This window comes from Acidobacteriota bacterium, from assembly GCA_028875725.1.
Classification (GTDB): domain Bacteria; phylum Acidobacteriota; class Thermoanaerobaculia; order Multivoradales; family Multivoraceae; genus Multivorans.
In genome coordinates this window covers 18,826-34,821 of sequence record JAPPCR010000019.1, presented here as the reverse complement: position 1 = coordinate 34,821, position 15,996 = coordinate 18,826, and the positions used below count along the sequence as shown (strand labels likewise).

General features: G+C 69.0%; 12 protein-coding genes. 5 read left to right on the top strand and 7 right to left on the bottom strand.

Annotation, left to right across the window (positions count from 1 at the left end):
* Positions 1-94: 94 nt before the first annotated feature.
* From OXI49_14680 to OXI49_14665, 4 genes are read left to right on the top strand one after another with little or no spacing between them, the layout of a single operon-like run.
* Complete coding sequence (locus OXI49_14680; GenBank protein ID MDE2691756.1) at positions 95-1,972, top strand: polymer-forming cytoskeletal protein; 1,878 nt, start codon at positions 95-97, stop codon at positions 1,970-1,972.
* A gap of 56 nt (positions 1,973-2,028) precedes the next feature.
* Positions 2,029-4,230: a CRTAC1 family protein gene (locus tag OXI49_14675; protein MDE2691755.1), complete on the top strand. Its 2,202-nt coding sequence runs from the start codon at positions 2,029-2,031 to the stop codon at positions 4,228-4,230.
* A complete protein-coding gene (locus OXI49_14670) occupies positions 4,227-6,005 on the top strand; it encodes a CRTAC1 family protein (GenBank protein ID MDE2691754.1) in 1,779 nt (592 codons plus the stop codon). The genes OXI49_14675 and OXI49_14670 overlap by 4 nt, the downstream gene beginning before the upstream one ends.
* Positions 6,002-8,023 carry a tetratricopeptide repeat protein gene (locus OXI49_14665; GenBank protein ID MDE2691753.1) on the top strand — a complete coding sequence of 674 codons (2,022 nt, stop codon included), beginning with the start codon at positions 6,002-6,004 and terminating at the stop codon, positions 8,021-8,023. Before OXI49_14670 ends, OXI49_14665 begins: the two co-directional genes overlap by 4 nt.
* A gap of 117 nt (positions 8,024-8,140) precedes the next feature.
* Here the strand turns inward: OXI49_14665 and OXI49_14660 are convergent, their stop codons facing one another.
* From OXI49_14660 to OXI49_14650, 3 genes are read right to left on the bottom strand one after another with little or no spacing between them, the layout of a single operon-like run.
* Complete coding sequence (locus OXI49_14660; GenBank protein ID MDE2691752.1) at positions 8,141-8,977, bottom strand: MBL fold metallo-hydrolase; 837 nt, start codon at positions 8,975-8,977, stop codon at positions 8,141-8,143.
* 10 nt (positions 8,978-8,987) lie between these two features.
* Positions 8,988-9,854, bottom strand: coding sequence for an NUDIX hydrolase (locus OXI49_14655; protein MDE2691751.1), 867 nt, complete (start codon positions 9,852-9,854; stop codon positions 8,988-8,990).
* Entirely contained in the window at positions 9,847-11,136 is a 1,290-nt protein-coding gene (locus OXI49_14650) for a dipeptidase (protein ID MDE2691750.1), read from the bottom strand. The genes OXI49_14655 and OXI49_14650 overlap by 8 nt, the downstream gene beginning before the upstream one ends.
* Positions 11,137-11,223: 87 nt before the next feature.
* Here OXI49_14650 and OXI49_14645 point away from each other — a divergent pair, with 87 nt between their 5' ends.
* Positions 11,224-11,982: a prephenate dehydrogenase gene (locus tag OXI49_14645; GenBank protein ID MDE2691749.1), complete on the top strand. Its 759-nt coding sequence runs from the start codon at positions 11,224-11,226 to the stop codon at positions 11,980-11,982.
* Here the strand turns inward: OXI49_14645 and OXI49_14640 are convergent, their stop codons facing one another.
* From OXI49_14640 to OXI49_14625, 4 genes are all read right to left on the bottom strand, one after another.
* A complete protein-coding gene (locus OXI49_14640; protein ID MDE2691748.1) occupies positions 11,983-12,777 on the bottom strand; it encodes an ABC transporter ATP-binding protein in 795 nt (264 codons plus the stop codon). It abuts the gene before it with no gap.
* Between the two features lie 14 nt (positions 12,778-12,791).
* Positions 12,792-13,991, bottom strand: a complete 1,200-nt coding sequence (locus OXI49_14635) for an ABC transporter substrate-binding protein (GenBank protein ID MDE2691747.1) — start codon at positions 13,989-13,991, stop codon at positions 12,792-12,794.
* Between the two features lie 78 nt (positions 13,992-14,069).
* Positions 14,070-15,113: a branched-chain amino acid ABC transporter permease gene (locus tag OXI49_14630; GenBank protein ID MDE2691746.1), complete on the bottom strand. Its 1,044-nt coding sequence runs from the start codon at positions 15,111-15,113 to the stop codon at positions 14,070-14,072.
* A gap of 3 nt (positions 15,114-15,116) precedes the next feature.
* Positions 15,117-15,995 carry a branched-chain amino acid ABC transporter permease gene (locus tag OXI49_14625; protein ID MDE2691745.1) on the bottom strand — a complete coding sequence of 293 codons (879 nt, stop codon included), beginning with the start codon at positions 15,993-15,995 and terminating at the stop codon, positions 15,117-15,119.
* Between the last annotated feature and the right edge of the window lies 1 nt (position 15,996).

Genomic DNA, 15,996 nt, shown 5'->3' with positions numbered 1-15,996 from the left:
GCGTGAAACCACGGCGACCTGGGAAACGTAGGGCGAAGGGCATGCGGAACGTCGTGCCCGAGTCGCCGTCGTACAATCGCACAGGCTGCGAGGAATGAACATGCGGAACCGAATCGACCTCCGGACCCTGTTCCAGTCGCTGGAAGATCCCGTCGCACCGGCGGGACTCACGGAACGCATCATGCGGCAGGTCGCCGCAACCAGCCGGCCGCCCATGACGCCGGTCCGGCGGCCGATCCTGCCCTTCGCGATTCCCCACTGGGCCCGGTTGCCGCTGGCCGTCTCGGCCGCGGCGGCGGTCCTGCTGCTCACCGGCGCCGCCTGGCTGGCCCCCTCGTCCTGGCTGGGTCTGCTCGATAGCCTGCAGGCCTCGCTGTTCACCGCGGTCTGGCTGCTGACCCAGGCGGCGACCGTGCTGGCGGAGAGTGTGGCCCTGCTGAACGGAGCGGTCCGGGTCGGCGAGGTCCTCGACCTGATCCTGAACACGCCGGTGGCGACGATCACGATCGCAGCAGTCACGCTGCTCTGTCTGGTGGGGGTCGCTCTCCTTCACCGGCTGTCGCGGGCGCCCGTCCATCGGACACGGGGTCGAGGATTCAGAGCGGGCGCGCTTCTTGTCGCCTTCGGGCTGTGCTGCACCGGCCTGGCCTTCGGCCAGCCCCAACAGGAGGCCGAGACGGCCGGGGAGGACGCGCGGGAAGAGGCCGCCGCGGCGATCGAAGAGGTCCGGGAGCAGTTGGACGAAGCCCTCGAGGAGGCCGGCGAAAGCGCGCAGGGTGCGGTCGAGGATGCGATCGAGCGCATCGAGGATCTCGAGCGTGACCTGGCCGAAGCCGAAGATGCCGGCGGCGAGAGCGGGCCGGTGGTGCGCGTCGACCTCGACAACAAGGTCGCCTTCGGCAGCACGGTGCGGGTCGGTCGGGACGAAGTGGCCGACGACATCACCTCGATCGGCGGCGGCATCAAGGTCGACGGGGAAGTCCGTGGAGACGCCGTGGCCATCGGCGGCGAAGCGAAGATCGACGGCCGCGTGACCGGCGAGGTGGTCGCCATCGGCGGGGACGTGGAGCTCGGTCCGGACGCGGAAGTGCTGGGGGACATCGTCACCGTCGGCGGCAGAGTGAGCCTCGAAGAAGGCGCGACCGTCCTCGGAGAGATCTCCGAGGTCGACTGGGGCGACTTCGAGTGGGACTGGGACGGCGACTGGTTCGACGGCTGGAGCGGCGACTGGTTCCCCCGGGTCGGCGAGAGACCGCCCTTCTTCCGGGTGGGCAAGGTGTTCGAGTTCGTCCGGGCGATCATCTTCACTGGACTGCTCATCGTGCTCGCGGGCCTGGTTCTGCTCGTGTCGCCGAAGGGCGTCGACCGGGTCCGGGCCGCCGCGGTTTCGGATCCGCTGATCATGCTCGTGGTCGGCTTCGGCATCGAACTGCTCATCCTCCCGGCCCTGATCGTCGCCAGCATTCTGCTCGCGGTGACGGTGATCGGCATTCCGTTCGCCATCCTCCTCTGGCCGGCGGCGCTCGTTGCCCTGGCGCTCGCCCTCGTGCTCGGGTACACCGGAGCGGCGGCCGCAGCCGGCGACTGGTTCCGGAACCGCTTCAAGGGCGCCAACGGGATCGCGGCCGGGAGCTTCGGCGCTCTCGCCCTCGGCGTGCTGACGATCCAGGCCCTGGCCCTCGTGGCCGACCTGCTCGGCTTCCTGGGCCTGCCGTGGTTCTTCCGCTTCATGTTCGGTTTCCCCGGCCTCGTCATCTGCTACCTGGCGTGGACGATCGGCCTCGGCGCCGCCTGCATGACCGCCTTCGGCACGTCCCGCTTCGGCGCGAAGGCGGCCCCCCAGACCGTGCCGCCGACGCCTCCGCCGGCGAGTGACGCGGGTAGCGAGCCTGACGCGGGTGACGCGGGCGCTGGCTCGGGAGACGGCGACACACCGCCTGTCCCCGAACCGCCGGGCGAGCAGAAGGAGTAGCCCTCCGGGAGCCGCTCGCGACAAGGACGATCGCTCGAGCGTAGTAGTCTCCCGCCATGCCAGCCCGCGGGCTCGCCAGTCTGGTCCTGCTCGCAGCTCCCCTGGCAGCTGCGGCCTCCGACGACCTTGCGGAGTCCTGCAGCCGGCTACGGGACGGCTCGAACGCCTACTTCGGAACGCGCCTCGCGGACGAGCTTCGAGCAAGCCTGTCCGCCAGCCCGAACAGCCCCGAGATCCAGGCGCAGCTCGGCGGCGAACTGCTCCGGCTCGGCGACACGGCAGGGGCGATCACGCACCTTGCGGCGGCTACCGAGGCCCTGGCTGCCTCGCCGGAAGTCCGGCCGACCATTCCCGAGTGGAACCTGGCCCTGGCCCACCTCCAGCGGGCGGAGGATCTGAACTGCGTCCACAATGCCGGCGCGGCGCCGGGCCGCTCGGCCGACAGTTGCATCCTCCCGCTCGGCCCGTCCGCGGTCCACGGACGCCCCGAACACGCCCGTGCGGCAGGTGACCTTTTCCTGTCCATGCTGGAGGAAGGCCGCCCGACGGGGCCATGGAGGCACCGGGCAAGGTGGCTGCTCAACGTGGCGCGACGGCTGACCGGGGACTTTCCGGACGGGGTGCCCGCCCGGTTCCGGATCAGCGAGGACGTGTTCACGTCGGCGGCGTTCACCGGCGGTCGCTGGCGCAACCTTGGGCCGGAACTCGGCATCGATGCTCTCGATCTTGCCGGCGGGGCGGTCGTCGACGACTTCGACGGCGACGGCGTTCTCGACCTGATCACTTCGACCTGGGATCCCTGCGGGCCTCTGCAAGCGTTTCGAGGCGACGGCCGCGGCGGTTTCGAGGACACGGGCGAAGCCTGGGGGCTCAGTGGTCAACTCGGTGGGCTGAACCTGATCCACGCCGACTACGACGGCGACGGCCGCCTCGACCTGTTCGTGCTGCGCGGCGCCTGGCTGCTGGAGGAGGGGCGCATCCGCAACTCGTTGCTGCGCAACGAACTGGGCGGCGACGCCGGGCGCTTCGTCGACATCACCGAGGCGGCCGGCCTGGCCGAACCCGCCTATCCGACCCAGGCCGCCGCCTGGGGCGACTACGACGGCGACGGCGACCTTGACCTCTACGTCGGCAACGAGGCGAGCGAGGCCCACGAGTACGCCTCGCAACTGTTCCGCAACCTGGGCAACGGCACGTTCGAGGACGTCGCGGCCGAAGCCGGCGTCAGCAACCTGCGCTACGCCAAGGGCGTCGCCTGGGGCGACGTGGACAACGACGGCGATCTCGACCTCTACGTGTCCAACTTCGGCGCCAACCGGCTCTACGTGAACACGGCTGGCGTCTTCCAGGACGAAGCCATCCGGGCAGGGGTTACCGAGCCGGAGCGGGAGAGCTTCGCTACCTGGTTCTTCGACTACGACAACGACGGCGACCTGGATCTCTACGTCGGCGACTATCGCAACCAGGCCACCGAGGTTGTGGCCTCCTACATGGGCTCGGACCCCGGCGTGGGCCAGCCTCTGCTCTACCGCAACGACTGCGGGCCGGAGCCCGACTGCGGAGGCAGGCTGCGGATGACCGAAGTGTCCCGCGCGCTGGGCATCCGACGGCCCGCTCTGCCGATGGGCGCCAACTACGGCGATCTGGACAACGACGGCTGGCTCGACTTCTACCTGGGCACCGGCGAACCGGATCTCGCCAGCCTGATGCCAAACGTCATGTACCGCTACAACGGCCGGCGCTTCGAGGAAGTCACCTTCGCCGGCGGCTTCGGCCACCTCCAGAAGGGTCACGGCGTCGCCTTCGGCGACCTGGACCATGACGGGGACATGGACCTGCTTCACCAGCTTGGCGGCTTCTACCCGACCGACACCTTCGGCAACGCCCTGTTCGAGAACCCGGGCAGCGAGAACGCGTGGATCACCCTGCGCTTCACCGGCGCCGGCCCCGCCGGCTCGGGGGCCAACCGCTACGGCGTCGGCTCGCGGATCGCCCTGACCGTCGACGGGCCCGGCGGCAAGCGGACGATCCACCGTCTGGTCGGCTCGGGGGGCTCCTTCGGCGGCAACAGCATGCAGCTCGAAGTGGGTCTCGGCGACGCCGCGCGGGTCGACGAGATCCGCGTGCGGTGGGCCGGCAGCGGCACGGCCCAGGTTTTCGAGGACGTCGAGCCGCGGGCGACGTACCGGGTCTCCGAGCATGCGGAGAGCCTCGAACGCGTCGCGGCGCCCTCCTTCCGCCTCGGCGGTGACGGATGAGAGCCCACGCCGCCGGCATCGCCGTTTCGGTAGCGTCAGCGGTCCTGTCCGGCCCGGCCCGGGCAGGAGAGAACGAGGTCCTCTTCACCGACGCCACCAGGAGCGCCGGTCTCGACTTCCGGCACTGGAACGGCATGAGCGGACACCTCTACTACCCGGAAGTCGTCGGCGCCGGCGCGGCGCTCTTCGACTACGACAACGACGGCGACCTCGACCTCTACCTGGTCCAGGGCAACCTCCTCGGCAACGAAGGAGACCGGACCTCGACGACCACGCCGTGGACGGGCGACTGGCCGCCGCGGGACCGCCTGTACCGCAACGACCTGGAGCCCAGCGACGACGGCGCCGCGGTTCGCTTCATCGACGTCACCGAGGAGAGTGGCATCGCGGCCACCGGCTACGGCATGGGAGTGGTCGCGGCGGATCTCGACAACGACGGTTGGGTCGACCTCTACGTGCTGAACCTGGGCGCCAACCAGCTCTGGCGCAACGAGGGCGACGGGACGTTCAGCGACCGGACCGAAGCAAGCGGAACGGGCGATCCGCGCTGGAGCGTCGCCGCGGCGGCCGCCGACTACGACGGCGACCTCGATCTCGACCTGTTCGTCGTGAACTACCTCAACTTCTCCCTGGCCACGCACAAGACCTGCCTTACAGAGCGGGGAGAGGTGGACTACTGCCTGCCGAGCGCCTATCAGCCGGCGCCCGACGCCCTGCTCGTGAACGACGGCTCCGGACGTTTCGAGGATGCGACGGGCGCGGCCGGTCTGGCCGCGGCGCGGCCCGGCAATGGGCTGGGCATCCTCGCGGCCGACCTCGACGGCGACCGGAGGCTCGATTTCTATGTCGCGAACGACCTGATGCCGAACCACCTCTGGCTCAACCGCGGCAACGGCGAACTGGTCGAGGACGGGCTGATCAGCGGCGCTGCTCTCAACTCGGACGGCGAGGCCGAGGCGAGCATGGGCGTCGCGGCGGGCGACTACGACGGAGACGGCGATCCCGATCTGTTCCTGACCCACTTCCACCGCGAGACGAACACGCTCTACCGGAACGACTCGCAACCGGGCTCGGCGCAGTTCCGGGATCGCACGAACGCGACCGACCTCGGCCGGCCGAGCTGGGACGCGACCGCCTTCGGCACCGCCTTCGTCGACCTCGACAACGATGGCTGGCTCGACCTCGCAGCGGTCAACGGCGCCGTGACGTTCGCCGCCGGAAGGCCGCGCACGAAAGACGATCCCTTCCCCCTCGATCAACCGAACCAGGCCTTCCTGAACGTGGCCGACGGCGCGGGCGGACGCCGCTTCGAGCCGGCGACCGCCGGGTTGCTCGACGGCGAGACCCCGTTCGTCAGTCGCGGTCTGGCCGCCGGCGACGTGGACAACGATGGCGACACGGACCTGGTCATCACGAACAACAACGGCCCCGCCCGGCTACTGCTCAACCAGACCGGGACGGAGGGCGACTGGATCGGGGTGGCGCCGGTGCTCGGCGCCGAACGCGGCCGCCGGCCGGCTTCGGGCGTCACCGTGCGCGTGCACCGCGCGGGGGCGCCACCGCTCGTCCGGCTTGCAGGGGGCGGCGGGAGCTACGCCTCGTGGGGAGATCCCCGGGTCGCGGTTTCATCCGGCGGCTCCAGGATCGACCGCATCGAAGTCCAGTGGACGGACGGGACGATCGAAGAGTGGCCCGCGCCCCCGCCCAGGGCCTACACTCCTCTGGTTCGCGGCAGCGGGGAGCGGCGCGGCGAACAGGAAGACGACGCACCATGAGGAAACCAATCCGTCTCCATGGCGCTGCCCTCATCGTTGCGCTCCTGGCGCCTCTCACAGCCGCCGGTCTCCACGCGCAGGAGGCGGAAGCGCCCAGGTTGCTGCCGGTGCCCGAGGTCGACCTGCGCGGGGTCGACGAAGCCGTGCGCGACCAGATCGACCAGCAGCGCGGCCTGCTCGAGGAGGCGCTCGCGCGCGGGCCGGAGACGGTCGCCGACGCCGAACAGCTGGGCCTTCTGTTCGGCGACGCGGGCCAACTCTACCTAGTCTACGACCTGCTGCCGGCCGCGAGAGCCTGCCTGACCAACGCCGCGGCGCTGCAGCCCCGGAACTTCCGCTGGCGCTATCTGCTCGGCAGCGCCGCGGAGCACCTGGGAGAGCTCGAGGAAGCGGTCGAGGCCTACGAGTTGGGCAGATCGCTCCGTCCCGACGACGCCGCGACCGCGATCCGCCTCGGCCGGGTGCATCTCGAACTGGGACGGTTCGAAGAGGCTCGCGGTCACTACCAGCGTGCCCTCGCAATGCCCGGATCCGTGGCTGCGGCTCACTTCGGCCTCGGCCGCGTCGCCTTCGAGACGGACGACCCGACAACCGCGCTCCAGCACTTCCAGACAGCGCTTCGGGAGCAGCCGCGCGCCGACTCGCTTCACTACCACATCGCTCTTTCCCACCGCGCGCTCGGCGACGACGCGGCGATGCGCGCCGCGATGGAGCTCCGGGGTGAAGCCCCGGTCGCTTTCGCCGATCCGATCGCCGCGGAGATCAAGGAGTCGGCGACCGGCATCGGTGCCCAGTTGCTGCTCGGGCGCGTCGCGCTGGCCGCGAACGCCTTCGAGACCGCCGAAGAGCGGTTCCGCGAGGCGGTCCGCGACTCTCCCGAGAGCGCGGCGGCAAAGAGGTCGCTGGCGGCGGCCCTGGAGGCCATGGGTCGGCGGGCGGAAGCCGCCATGTGGTACCAGGAGGCCTTGAACCTGAGCCCGAGCGATGTCGGCCTGCTGTTCCGGACCGGGCTGCTCTACAACAACGAGGGGCGCTACCAGGCCGCGGCCGAGCGGCTCCGGCGCGCGGTCGAGATCGAACCCTCGTTCGGGCCTGCCTGGGTGGAGCTGGCAAGGAGTCTCGGCGCAACAGACGCATACCTGGAAGCCGCGGAAGCTCTGACCCGGGCACTGGAATTGGCCCCGGACGATCGCAATCTCCGCTTCCACCGGGCAGGCAACTACCGGCTTGGCGGTCGCCGGGAGCTCGCCCTCCGCGAGTTCGAGTCCCTGCTGGCGGACTTCGGACTCGATCGCGAGATCGTCCTGCTGCTCGGGCGAATCGAGCAGGAACTCGGCCGGCCGGCCTCGGCCGCCAGACGCTTCGAGCAACTGGTCGAAGCCGGAGCCGACCCGCCCCTGTTGAGTCAGGCCCACTTCGAACTCGCCAACATTCGCACCCAGCAGGAGCGCTACGAGGAAGCGATCCCCCACTACCAGCGCGCGATCGCGGCCAATCCGACGCTGAAGGAGGGGTACTTCAACCTCGGCACGGCGCTCGGCCGGCTGGGAATGTTCACCGAGGCCGCCCTCGCCGCACGCCGCGCGCTCGAACTCGACCCCAGCGACAGCAGGGCCCGGGCGGCCGAGGTCACCGCCCTTCTGCTCGCCGGCGAAGATGCCCGCGTTCGCCTGATGCTGGAACAGACGCTCGAACTTCCCGACCAGGGCGGCAGCGGTTTCTTCGCCCTGCTCCTCGCCGAAGTCCTCGCCGCCTCCGAAGACGACTCCGTGCGGGACGGAACGATGGCCCTGAATCTGGCCACCGATCTGTTCCAGCGCGCCCAGACCCCGGCCCACGGCGCCGTCGTCGCCCTCGCCTACGCCGAGACCGGCGACTTCGAACAGGCTGTCGTCTGGCAGCAACGCCTGATCGACAACCTGGAACGCGCCGGCGCCGGCGCGGCGCTGCCGGACGCCCGGGAACGGTTGGCCGCGTACCAGGCCGGGCGGTCAATTCGGGCGCCCTGGCGGCGCTGACACGCCGCGGCGTGGTGGGACTGCTGCCGCGCCGTGACCGAGGCTGGAGGCTCTCAGCCTGGCGCTACGTCGCACCGAGTGTGTCGGCGCGCCGGCCTTCTGGCCGGCATCCGCTTGTCAGACCGCCAGCTCGTACCGGCCGGGCTGGTCCTCGACAACCTTGCCCTCTTCGACCAGGGCATCCAGGTGCGCCCGCAGGGAAAAGGCGGCGGGGCCGTGGAGCTTGGGGTCGACGTCGGCGTAGATGCGTTCGACCATCTCGGGGATTGTGGCGACGCCGGCGGCGATGGCTTCGAGGGCCTGGTCGGTCCGTTGCTGGCGGTGGCGGTGGATCTCGCGGATCCGGTCGAGCGGGGGCTTGATCGACTCGCCATGGCCGGGGTGAAGGATGTCGATGCCGCCGTCCTGGCCGAGTTCGAGGAGACGTTCGAGGGAGGCCATGTACTGGTTCAGGTTGCCGTCCGGCGGGGCGATGATCGAGGTCGACCAACCCATCACCAGGTCGGCGGTGAATACGGCCCGATCTTCTTCGAGCAGGAAGCAGAGGTGGTCGCTGGCGTGGCCCGGGGTGTGGAGGGCCACCAGGGTGGCGCCGTCGGCCGACAGGCGCTCGTTGTCCTCCAGGCGGCGTCCGGCAGTGAAGGGCGGCTGCTCGCTGAAGGCGAGGATCTGGCAGCCCGCGCGCTCAGCGAGGCGCGGCGCGAGGGGCCAGTGGTCCCGATGCGGGTGGCTGATCAGCACGGCCGCCACTTCGCGATCGCCGACCGCGGCGAGCACGGCCTCGAAGTGGGCGTCGTCCTCTTCCCCGGGGTCGAGCACGAACGCCGGGCCGCCGTCGCCGCCGATGACCCAGGTGTTCGTGCCCGGACCGGTGAACATGCCCGGGTTGTCCTGCGTGACCCGGAGCACGCGGTCGGAGAGCCGCACCGGCGTGCCCTTCAGGAGGGTGTCCAACGTGGGCGCCCTAGCGGCTGAAGGCCCGCTGCCAGTCCTTGACGTTGGCCGAGGAGGGGCGAGTCGCGGCTTCTTCGTAGCCCTCGTCGCCGGGCAGCACGGGACGCGCCGGTTCGTCCGGGGTCCGGCCCAGCAGCACGCGGGGCTGCATGACCGGGAAGCTCTCCTCTGCGTCGACGGCGGCGATCGCTTCGTCCGCCGTCCTGAAGGCGGCCAGCTTATGCAGATTGCGGATGGTGGGGAAGATGATCATCCACTCCTTGCGACGGCCGTGTTCGAGAGCTTCCTCGGCCGTCACCCAGGCGGAACTCGTCAGTTCGTGGTCGTCGTGGCCGGCAGTCTGATTCCCCGGCGCCCGGGTGACGAAGAAGCGGGTGTCGTAGCGCCTCGGCTGTCCCTCCGGCGTGATCCAGTGCGCCCAGTAGCTGATCCGGTCGGTGGCGAGCGTCAGGCTCTCGGCGGCGGCGATGTCGAGTAGGGACCGCCTGCCGGCGTTCAACTCGGCTCGCAAACGTTCGAAGTGCTGCTCGACCGCCCGGTCCGAGAAGTCGAGAATCCCGCCGTCCCGGTCGTAGGCGAGCAGCACACCGGCCTCCTCGAAGCACTCGCGGATCGCGGCCACGTAGAAGGTCAGGCCGCCCTCCTTGAGGGCGAGCCGGGCACTCGCCTCGCGGTCGGTGAGACCGTGGCAGAGCGCCTCGTCGACCCGGTCTTCGGGGTCGACGCGGCCGCCCGGGAAGACGTAGGCGCCCCCGACGAAGTCTGACTGGATGTGGCGGCGCTCCATGAACACCTCGACCCCGCGGTCGCTGTCCCGCAACAGGAGGACGGTCGAGGCGTGCCGGGCAACCACCGGGGATGTCGCCTGATCAGCCATTCTCACCGCCGTCCAATTCTTCGATCAGGTCGTCGGCCGGAGGCTCCGTGGCCTGCAGACGACTGGCGGTGGCCTCCGCGGCGCGCATGGCGCGCAGGAAACTGCGACCCGCGATGTCCTTCAGCTCGTCGTCGCTGTAGCCCCGTCGAACGAGTTCCACGAACAGATCCGGGAAGGTCGACGCGTCCTCCAGGCCGACCGGCACGGTCGGGATGCCGTCGTAATCCGAGCCGATCCCCAGATGCGCGGTGCCGATCAGACCCCGGATGTGGTCGATGTGGTCAGCCACGTCGCCGAGGGATGCCTGGGCTCCCGGGTTCTCACTTCGCCAGGCCGTCAACCGGCGGCGCATCTCCTCCGGCGCGGTGCCCGCGGCCATCAGTCGACGGCGTTCGGCATCCAGGCGCTGAAAGGACGCCCGCACGTTCTCGTTGACGAAGGACGGCACGAAGGTGACCATGACCACACCGCCGTTCTCAACCAGCCGGCGCAGGACGTCGTTCGGCACGTTGCGCGGGCTGGCCGTGACCGCAAACGCCGAGGAGTGGGAGAAAATGACCGGTGCTTCGGACTCGTCCAGCACATGGTGCATCGTCCGCGGCGAAACATGGGAGAGGTCCGCCAGCATGCCGAGCCGGTTCATCTCCCGGATCACCCGCCGGCCGAACGCCGTGAGCCCGCCGTGAGCCGGCCGGTCGGTCGCCGCGTCCGCCCAGGCGACGTTGCTGTTGTGAGTCAGGGTCATGTAGCGAACGCCGACCACGTAGAGTTGCCGCAGAACCCCGAGGGAAGACTCGATCGAGTGGCCGCCCTCGGCGCCGAGCAGGGACGCGACCTTGCCCGCGGCGTGAACGCGCTCGATGTCGTCCGCGGTGAGGGCCAGTTCCAGGTCGTCCGGATAGCGATCGATCAGACGCCTGGTCAGGTCGACCTGCTCGAGCACGACCCGGGCCGCGCCGGCCCCGCTGTAGGAGGTCGGAATGTAGACCGACCAGAACTGGGCGCCCACTCCGCCCTGCCGCAGGCGCCGCAGGTCGGTGTGCATCGGCGGATCGAGCGCCGTGGTGTCCTCGAAGTCGATCCGGTCGAGGTGGTTCGAAACCCGCGTCCGGTACTGCCACGGGACGTCGTTGTGCCCGTCGATCAGCGGCACCTCCCGGAGCAGGCGAAGCACGTGCTCCCGGCTGGCGCGGTCCTCCTGGGCGTCGGTCACGGGCGGTGAACCATAGCTCACCGCCGCGGCCACGACGGCGCCCAGCACGGCGGCCGTTCTGCTTCTCATCCTGGTTCCCCCTCTTTGCAAGGCCGCGATTGTAGGGCAACCGCCGCTGCAGCCGGCAAGCCGGGCGCCGATGCTAGGCTGCGCCCGGTGCAGGGCTGCTGGGCAAGGACGATCGGCATCGTCGGTCTGGGCAGCTTCGGCCGCTTCCTGGTCCGGCACCTGGGCTCCCGGTTCGATGTTCAGGTCTGGGATCGCCGCGATCTGAGTGAGCGGGCCGCCGCGCTGGGTGCGCGCTGGACCGACCTCGAAGGCTGCGCCGGCTGCGACATCGTGATCCCGGCGGTGCCGGTCCAGGATCTGGACGGCCTGGTCGTCGACCTGGCCCCGCGCCTCGCACCGGACGCGCTGGTCGTCGACGTCGCCTCGGTCAAGGTGAAGCCGCTCCGGATCCTCGAGCGGCGCCTGCCCCGGCAGATCCAGTACATCGGCACTCACCCGATGTTCGGCCCCCAGAGCGGCGGCGCCGGCATCCGCGGCCTGAAGGTCGTTCTCTGCCTCCCCGAGCGCCCGGTCGACAGGGAGCGGGTCGAGACGGTGAGAGCCTTCCTGGCGTCGGACCTGGAGCTACAGGTGATCGAAATGTCAGCCGAGGAACACGACTCCGAGATGGCCTACATCCAGGGTCTGACCCACTGGATGGCCAAGGCTCTCCGGGAGATTCACGTCCCGGACCCGGCCCTCGGCACGGTCGCCTACCGGCACATGATGAAGATCGAGGAGAACCTCCGCGACGACTCGGACGATCTGTTCCTGACCATCGCCCGCGAAAACCCGTTCGCCGCCGACGCCCGCCGGGAACTCCGCGAGAGGCTTCGGGAGATCGAGGAGGCGATCGAGGGGGACTAGCTACGACAGCCAGCGCTTGCGGCGCCGGTAGTGCTTGACGTCGCGGTAGCTCTTTCGCTGGCCGACCTGGGTCAGGCCGAGGTAGAACTCCTTGACGTCGGCGTTGTCCTGGAGCTCCGCCGGCGTCCCCTCGAGAACGACGCGGCCTCCCTCCATGATGTAGCCGTAGTGGGCGATCCCGAGGGCGCGGCTGGCGTTCTGTTCGACCAGCAGGATCGTCGTGCCCTCGTCGCGGTTGATGCGCTGGATGATCTCGAAGATCTCCTGGACGAGGAGCGGCGCCAGGCCCAGGGACGGCTCGTCGAGCAGCATCAGCTTCGGCTGCGCCATCATGGCCCGGCCGATGGCCAGCATCTGCTGCTCGCCGCCGGAGAGGAAACCGGCCATCGAGTTGCCCCGTTCCTTGAGACGCGGGAAGTAGCCGTAGACACGGTCCAGCGCCTCGTCCGTGCCGCCCTTGTCCCGCGCCGTGTAGGCCCCCGCCAGCAGGTTCTCCTGCGGCGTCAGGTGCTCGAAGACCCGGCGCCCCTCCATCACCTGGAAGATGCCCCGGCGCACGATGTCCTCGGCGGGCAGCTTGTCGATCTGCACGCCCTCGAACTCGACGTTGCCGTCCGTGACCTCGCCGTCCTCGGGATGGAGGAGCCCCGATATCGCCTTGAGCGTGGTCGACTTGCCGGCGCCGTTCGTGCCGAGCAGCGCCGCGATCTGGCCCTGCTCCACCTTGAGCGAGAGCCCCTTGAGCACGAGGATGACGTCGTTGTAGATGACCTCGACGTTGTTCAGGGACAGCATGGCTTGAGCCTGCCCTACTCGGCCGCCCCCAGGCTGGAGGCCATCCGCATCTCGGTCACGGGCTGGAACCTCCCTTCCCTGATCTCGAAGATCCTCATGCCCTTGATGCCGCGATGGTCGGTGGCCGTGAAGGTGACCGGCGCCGTCACGCCTCCCGTGTCCCAGCCGTCGAAGGTCTCGAAGGCAGCGAAGATGGTATCGCCGGTTACTTCGCCGGCCGCGGCCGCCCGTTCGATCGCCTCGGTCACCAGGCTCGCGACCGCCCAGCCCTGGCCGTAGAGCAGCCCCTCCTCGTCGATCGACCCGCCCTTCGACGCGAGGTACTCGGCCGCGTCGTTCAGGCCGTCGACTCCCTCGCCCGGCGGCGAGTAGATGATCGAAGCCAGAACACCTTCCGCGGCGTCGCCCGCCAGATCCAGCAGCACCTCGTTGCTGCAGTAGTTCAGGCAGGCGAAGCGCAGGTCCAGGCCCAGGTCCCGCGCGTTCTTGACGGCAATGGAAACCGGTCCCGACGTGTTCTGGAACACGACCGTGTTGGCGCCGGATTCCGCGATCCGGGTCAGCGTCGCGCTGAAATCCGTGTTGCCCCGCGCCATCTCGTGCGGCGCCATCTCGATGCCGCGCTCCTTCGCGTAGTCCTCGCCCCCCTGGCGCCACGGCGAGAGACCGAACGGACTCGGGTGGTGCATCAGCGCGACGTTCGGCATCTCGCCTCCCGTGGCTTCCGCCTCTTCGATCAGGTAGTCGAGCAGGATGAAGAGCTGGTCGCTGTAGGTCGTGCCGACGAGGAAGTTGAAGGGGGCCTCGGACGGATCTCCCAGTACGTGAGAGAACGATGCCGAGACGAAGGGAATGCGGTCCGCCGCGATCCGGCCACGCAGGGCTTCCGTGTCACCGGTGCCCCAACCCATGAACATGACCGCTCCGGCCTGGACGTACTCGGAGTAGAGCTGCTCGGCCTTCGCCACGTCGTAGCCGTAGTCGTTCCACAGCAGGTCGACCTCGCGGCCGGCAATGCCGCCGAGGTCGTTCAGGCGGGCGTAGTAATCGCGGATCGCCTCGGCGTACAAGGTGCCCACGTCCGAGGTCGCGCCGGTCAGGTCGAAAATCGCACCGATGGTGATCGGCGCATCCGCTTCCGAGACCGGGTCGCCGCCTCCGCAGGCGGCGAGGAGCAACAGAGCTACAGCAGCAAGGCAAACGAGACGGTTCATGTCGTGGTCTCCTGAAGGGGCATGACCGCCCCGGAACAGCCGGTCCGTAAACAACGGATCATACTGGCGCAGAGGCGCCTAGTACGAGAACGGCCAGACGCGGAAGTAGTCCTTCACGTTGCGCCAGAGTTTGGCGAGCCCTTCCGGTTCGAGCACCAGGAAGAGGATGATCACGAGTCCGAAGACGCCCTGCTGCACGTACGGCAGGACCGTCGCCGCCCACGGCGCCGTGTCCTGCAGTGAGCGCCCCAGAGTGTTGATCATCGCTGGCAACAGAACGATGAGGGCCGCCCCGAAGAACGAACCGGAGATCGTCCCCAGGCCGCCGATGATGATCATCGCCAGGTAGGAAATCGAGACTTCGATCGTGAACCGCTCCCAGGTCACGATCGACCGGTAGTGGGCGAGCAAAGCGCCGGAGAGGCCGACCAGGAAGGACGAGGTGGCGAAGGCGAGCAGCTTGTAGCCGAACACGTTGACGCCGATCGCCGAAGCCGCGATGTCCTGGTCCCGGATCGCCACCCAGGCCCGGCCCACGCGGGAGCGGAACAGGTTCGCGGCGAACAGCGCGACCGCGAGCGCGACAACGATCAGTATCCAGTAGAACCGGCCGTCGGTGTTCATCCGGGCGCCGAACAGCTCGGGCGCCGGCACGACGAGCGCTTCCGTTCCGCCGGTGAGGCCGTCCCAGTGCGTGACGACAAACTCGACGATCTGCTGCGCCGCCAGCGTCGCGACGGCCAGGTAGAGGCCCTTGAGCCGCAGGGAAGGCAGTCCGACCACCAGACCGGCGACGGCGGTGATCAGGGCCGCAGCCGGAATGCTCAGGTAGAAGGGAACGTCGAGCCGGACAGTCAGCAGGCCCGATCCATAGGCGCCGACCGCCATGAAGGCGCCCTGGCCGAGGGAGATCTGGCCGGTGTAGCCAACCAGGATGTTGAGGCCAATCGCACCGATCGTGGCGATGGCGATCTGATTGGCCAGGTTGAGCCAGTAGGGGTTGGCCAGGAGCGGGAACACGACGAGGCCGACCAGGAGCAGGCCTGTGCGCACCTTCTGCAACGGCATGCGCCGCAGCGCCATGTCGGAGCGGTAGTCGCTGAAGAAGATTCCGGATTCCATGCCCTACACCCGCTCGATGATCTCCTTGCCGAACAGGCCGTACGGACGAACCATCAGGACCAGGATCAGCACGATGTACGGGACGATGAGCTCCAGGCCCGAAGTCGTGTAGCCGGCCGTGTACGACTCCAGCAGCCCGATGACGCCGCCGCCGACGATCGCGCCGGGCACCGAGTCGAGACCGCCGAGGATGACGACGGGGAACACGCGCAGTCCGATGAAGATGATGTCGTGGCTGACGCCGACCGTGTTCGCCAGCATGATGCCGGCGACCGCCGCGGTGATCGCCGCCATCGCCCAGGCGACAGCGAGGACGCGCTTGATGCTGATGCCCATCGACAGCGCCGCCTGCTGGTCGTCGGCGATGGCGCGCATCGCGATGCCGTCCCGGGTGTAACGGAAGAACAGCGTCAGAACCGTCAGCAGGATCGCAGCGATAGCGATCACGAGCAAACGGTCGAAACCGACGATCGCGCCCAGGAACTCGACTTCTCCCGAGGGGATGAAGTTCGGGAAGGCCTTGGGTCGCACTCCCCAGATGCCGTTCACCACCGCTCGCAGCAGGCTCGAGAGGCCGATCGTGACCATGATCATCGAGATCACCGGCTCGCCGATCAGTGGCCGGAGAACGAGACGCTCCACGATCAAGCCGATCATGGCCGCGGTGAGCAGCGTCGCCAGCACACCCAGACTCCAGGGCAACCCGAACTGGGCAATGAAAGCGAAGGCCAGGTAGGCGCCGAAGAGCAGGAACTCGCCCTGCGCGAAATTGATCACGTCGCTCGCCTTGAAGATCACGACGAAGCCGACCGCCACCAGGGCATAGACCATGCCGTTCGAGAGCCCGGAAACGGTGAGTTGAAGGAAGACGTCGGAGTCCATC

Bases quoted from the DNA above. Each gene is read 5' to 3' on its own strand.
- OXI49_14680 (MDE2691756.1), top strand. From the start codon at position 95: ATGAACATGCGGAACCGAATCGACCTCCGGACCCTGTTCCAGTCGCTG.
- OXI49_14675 (MDE2691755.1), top strand. From the start codon at position 2,029: ATGCCAGCCCGCGGGCTCGCCAGTCTGGTCCTGCTCGCAGCTCCCCTG.
- OXI49_14670 (MDE2691754.1), top strand. From the start codon at position 4,227: ATGAGAGCCCACGCCGCCGGCATCGCCGTTTCGGTAGCGTCAGCGGTC.
- OXI49_14665 (MDE2691753.1), top strand. From the start codon at position 6,002: ATGAGGAAACCAATCCGTCTCCATGGCGCTGCCCTCATCGTTGCGCTC.
- OXI49_14655 (MDE2691751.1), bottom strand. From the start codon at position 9,854: ATGGCTGATCAGGCGACATCCCCGGTGGTTGCCCGGCACGCCTCGACC.
- OXI49_14650 (MDE2691750.1), bottom strand. From the start codon at position 11,136: ATGAGAAGCAGAACGGCCGCCGTGCTGGGCGCCGTCGTGGCCGCGGCG.
- OXI49_14640 (MDE2691748.1), bottom strand. From the start codon at position 12,777: ATGCTGTCCCTGAACAACGTCGAGGTCATCTACAACGACGTCATCCTC.
- OXI49_14635 (MDE2691747.1), bottom strand. From the start codon at position 13,991: ATGAACCGTCTCGTTTGCCTTGCTGCTGTAGCTCTGTTGCTCCTCGCC.
- OXI49_14630 (MDE2691746.1), bottom strand. From the start codon at position 15,113: ATGGAATCCGGAATCTTCTTCAGCGACTACCGCTCCGACATGGCGCTG.
- OXI49_14625 (MDE2691745.1), bottom strand. From the start codon at position 15,995: ATGGACTCCGACGTCTTCCTTCAACTCACCGTTTCCGGGCTCTCGAAC.